Raw genomic sequence first — 3,740 nt, forward strand, 5'->3', positions numbered from 1 at the left:
GCGCGTCCTCGCGCCCCTCCCCCCCCTACCCCCCGCGCGCGGGCGTCGGCCGGGGGCGCGCCGCGAGAGCCGCGTGGCTCCCCGCCCCGGTTCCCGTGTCGGGCTCCAGGCCCACGCCCGGCCCCGGCGCCCCGCCCCGGACCCCGCACCCTCAGGCCGCATGTCCGGCCCCCGGGAACCCGGCCCCACGCCCGCACCCCCGGGCCCCGCACCCCCGGGCTCCGCGCCCCGGGCCCCGCACCCCGGCGAGCCCGCTACCGACGCGTCAGACGGAAGAGCCTGATCTCCCGCTCCACCCTGGCCTGGTACGTCGCGTACGGCGGCCAGAACCCGAGCGCCGTCTTCCACGCGGCCGCCCGCTCCTCCCCGCCCAGCCGCTCGGCCCGTACGAGGATCGTCTCGCCGCGCCAACTCACCTCCGCCTCCGGGCACTTCAGCAGGTTCCCGGTCCACGCCGGATGCCCTTCCCGCCCGAAGTTGGAACCGATCAGCAGCCAGGTGCCGTCCGGCTCGGGAATGCAGGCCAGCGGCGTCACCCGCGGCAGCCCCGACTTCGCGCCCCGTACGGTGAGGATGAGACCCGGCAGCATCTGGGCGCTCAGCATCACCTTCCCCCGCGTCAGCCGGTGCACCGCCCGGTCCATCGCCGGTATGAAGTGCGGCGCGACCTTCGCGAACGTCCGCGTGGACGACACCTTCTGCATCAGACGCACTCCGACGGCCACTACGCCGCCACCTCCCCGAAGAGTCCGGTCTCCTGTGCCACCCGAGCCCGCAGCCGCCGCACCGGACCGAAGAGCAGCTCGTCGGCCGTCGCCCGTTTGAAGTACAGATGGGCCTCGTGCTCCCAGGTGAAGCCGATGCCGCCGTGCAGCTGGATCGTCTCCCCCGCCACCGCCCGCAGCGCCTCCAGGGCGGCCGCGAGCGCGAGCGCCCCCGTGGCCGGTTCGCGGGCCGCGCCGTACGCCAGCGAGCGCGCCGCCTCCACCTGGACGTATAGGTCGGCGAGGCGGTGCTTGACCGCCTGGAAGGAGCCGACGGGCCGGCCGAACTGTTCGCGGGACCCGACGTACTCGACCGTGCGGTCCAGGGCCGCCTGGGCCGCGCCGACCGACTCGGCCGCGAGGGCCGCCGCCGCCGTCCGCCCGGTCGCGGCGAGCGCCCCGAGCGCGTCGACCGGTTCCTCGCCGAGCAACTCCGCTTCCACGTCCCGCAGTTGCACGGTGGCCTGGGAGCGGGTGGCGTCCAGGGCGGGCTGCCGTACGCGGAGGAGTCCGGCGGCATCGCCGCGTACGAGGAAGAGCAGGGTGCGGCTCCGCGCGAAGCCGCCGGCGTGCGCGGCGACGACGAGCAGCCCGGCGCTGTGTCCGTCGAGGACCTGGGCGGCCTCTCCGTAGAGGCGCCATCGCCCGTCCACGGACCGCGCCTGGATGCCGCCGGCCCGTCCGCCACCTGCCCAGGAGCCGTCGGCGTTGTCGCCGGTAAGGCCGAGTGCGAGGGCGAGGGAGGTGCCGGCCACGGCGAGGGCGCAGGTCAGCGAGGAGTCGGCGATGCTCGGCAGGAGGTCGGCACGCTGCCGTTCGCTGCCGAGGGCGAGGATCAGCGGGGCGGCGAGGACGGCGGTGGCGAGGAGCGGGGAGGGGGCGAGGGCCCGGCCGGTCTCCTCACAGGCGAGGGCGAGGTCGGCGGAGCCGCAGCCGACACCGCCGTACTCCTCGGGCAGGGCGAGTCCGGCGAGTCCGAGGGTGCCGGACATCCGGTGCCACAGGTCGGTGTCGTACCCCTCGGGGGTCGCGACGGCGGCGCGGACCTCGGCGGGTCCGGAGCGTTTGGCGAGCAGTTCGCGCAGGGTGCGGCGGATCTCGTCCTGCTCCGCGGTGAAGGCGGCGTCCATGGAGCTCCCCTCCGTATCTGACGGCCCGTCATGTTAGGCCGGGGAAGGGCAGAAGCACAGAGCCTGGATCAGCAGATCTCACCGGGGCCGCGCGCGGTCGCCCGCAGGAGGTCCCGTACGAGGTCGAAGTCGACGTTCTCGGTACGCCGGAAGCGCAGGCACCCCTTGCCCATGTCCTGGTCGGCCAGGCGGTCCTCGAAGCCCTCCCGGACGTCCGGCCGCATCAGATAGAAGGAGATGTACTGCTTCTGCGCGGCGAAGGCGATCTCCGGCTCGCCGCCGGGGCGGTGGTAGGCCGGCATTCCGTAGGCCATGACCTCCTCGAAGCCGTGGAGCTCCGTGCGGCACAGCTCGCGCAGCCGGACCAGGACCGTGAGCCGGTCCGTCTCCGGGATCTCGGCGAGGTAGCCGTCCACGTCCTCGGCCGCACTTCTCGGCATCCGTGCCTCCCAGTCCAAAGTCTTCCACGTATATCTGATGTACCGTCAGATTCATGCCCACCACTTCACGGAACCGCGCCGGGCGCCGCGTCGCCGTCGTCGGCATATCCCTCTCCGACTGCGGCCGCGTCGACGAGGCCACTCCCTACACTCTGCACGCCCAGGCCGCTCGCCGCGCCCTCGCGGACAGCGGACTCGACCGCTCGGTGATCGACGGCCTCGCCTCGGCGGGCCTCGGCACGCTCGCCCCGGTCGAGGTCGCCGAGTACCTGGGGCTGCGCCCCCGCTGGGTGGACTCCACCGCCGTCGGCGGCGCCACCTGGGAAGTCATGGCCGCCCACGCGGCCGACGCCATCGCCGCGGGGCACGCCAACGCCGTCCTGCTGGTCTACGGATCGACCGCCCGCGCCGACATCAAGGCCCGGCGCCGCACCGCGAACCTCTCCTTCGGGGCGCGCGGCCCGCTGCAGTTCGAGGTCCCCCACGGACACACGCTGATCGCGAAGTACGCGATGGCCGCCCGCCGCCATATGCACGAGTACGGCACCACCCTGGAGCAGCTCGCCGAGGTCGCCGTCCAGGCGCGGGCGAACGCCGCGCTCAACCCGGAGGCGATGTTCCGCGAGCCGATCAGCGTCGACGAGGTGCTCGACGGGCCGATGATCGCGGACCCCTTCACCAAACTGCACTGCTGCATCCGCAGCGACGGGGGCTGCGCGGTGCTACTGGCCGCCGAGGAGTACGTGCCGGACACGGCGAAGGCGCCCGTGTGGATCCTCGGCACGGGCGAGCACGTCTCGCACACCACGATGTCGCAATGGGAGGACTTCACCGTCTCCCCCGCGGCGGTCAGCGGCCGGCTCGCGTTCGAACGGGCGGGGGTGCGGCCGGAGGAGGTCGATCTCGCGGAGGTCTACGACGCCTTCACCTATATGACGCTGGTGACGCTGGAGGACCTGGGCTTCTGCGCGAAGGGCGAGGGGGGTCCGTTCATCGAGGAGAAGGGCCGGCTGCCGGTCAACACCGACGGCGGTGGGCTCTCGGCCTGCCATCCGGGGATGCGGGGCCTGTTCCTGCTGGTGGAGGCCGTGCGACAGCTGCGCGGGGAGGCCCCGGGACTCCAGGTCCGGCGGCCGGACGGAAGCCTCCCGGAGCTTGCCGTGGCGTCGGGGACGGGCGGCTGGTTCTGCTCCTCGGGGACGGTGGTGCTCGGCCGCGGCTGACCCGGGGGGCCCCGCGCAGGGATCTATACAAGCGTCATAGACAAACGTGTAGGACATCCGTATAGTCGTCCGTGGGGGGGGGGGGGGGGGGGCCCCCACCACCACCACACGAAACCGCACACAACACACCACACCAACAGCTATAACAACACGCACGACAGAGCGCAGCCCCGCCACCGCACC

Annotated in this window: 4 protein-coding genes; 1 reads left to right on the forward strand and 3 read right to left on the reverse strand. The window is 73.4% G+C overall.

What is annotated here, in order from left to right:
- Positions 1-254: 254 nt before the first annotated feature.
- From ACFVZW_RS33645 to ACFVZW_RS33655, 3 genes are all read right to left on the reverse strand, one after another.
- Positions 255-725 (reverse strand): nitroreductase family deazaflavin-dependent oxidoreductase, encoded by a 471-nt coding sequence (locus ACFVZW_RS33645; RefSeq protein ID WP_384529572.1) that lies wholly within the window; start codon positions 723-725, stop codon positions 255-257.
- Positions 725-1,894, reverse strand: coding sequence for an acyl-CoA dehydrogenase family protein (locus tag ACFVZW_RS33650; RefSeq protein ID WP_384529575.1), 1,170 nt, complete (start codon positions 1,892-1,894; stop codon positions 725-727). The genes ACFVZW_RS33645 and ACFVZW_RS33650 overlap by 1 nt, the downstream gene beginning before the upstream one ends.
- A 68-nt stretch (positions 1,895-1,962) precedes the next feature.
- On the reverse strand, positions 1,963-2,334 hold the full coding sequence (locus ACFVZW_RS33655) for an iron chaperone (protein ID WP_384529577.1): 372 nt from the start codon (positions 2,332-2,334) through the stop codon (positions 1,963-1,965).
- Between the two features lie 53 nt (positions 2,335-2,387).
- Here ACFVZW_RS33655 and ACFVZW_RS33660 point away from each other — a divergent pair, with 53 nt between their 5' ends.
- Positions 2,388-3,557, forward strand: coding sequence for an acetyl-CoA acetyltransferase (locus tag ACFVZW_RS33660; protein WP_384529580.1), 1,170 nt, complete (start codon positions 2,388-2,390; stop codon positions 3,555-3,557).
- The last annotated feature ends 183 nt before the right edge of the window (positions 3,558-3,740 follow it).

Origin of the sequence: Streptomyces sp. NPDC059567, from assembly GCF_042735655.1 — a bacterium.
GTDB lineage: Bacteria > Actinomycetota > Actinomycetes > Streptomycetales > Streptomycetaceae > Streptomyces.

Bases quoted from the DNA above. Each gene is read 5' to 3' on its own strand.
- ACFVZW_RS33650 (WP_384529575.1), bottom strand. From the start codon at position 1,894: ATGGACGCCGCCTTCACCGCGGAGCAGGACGAGATCCGCCGCACCCTG.
- ACFVZW_RS33655 (WP_384529577.1), bottom strand. From the start codon at position 2,334: ATGCCGAGAAGTGCGGCCGAGGACGTGGACGGCTACCTCGCCGAGATC.
- ACFVZW_RS33660 (WP_384529580.1), top strand. From the start codon at position 2,388: ATGCCCACCACTTCACGGAACCGCGCCGGGCGCCGCGTCGCCGTCGTC.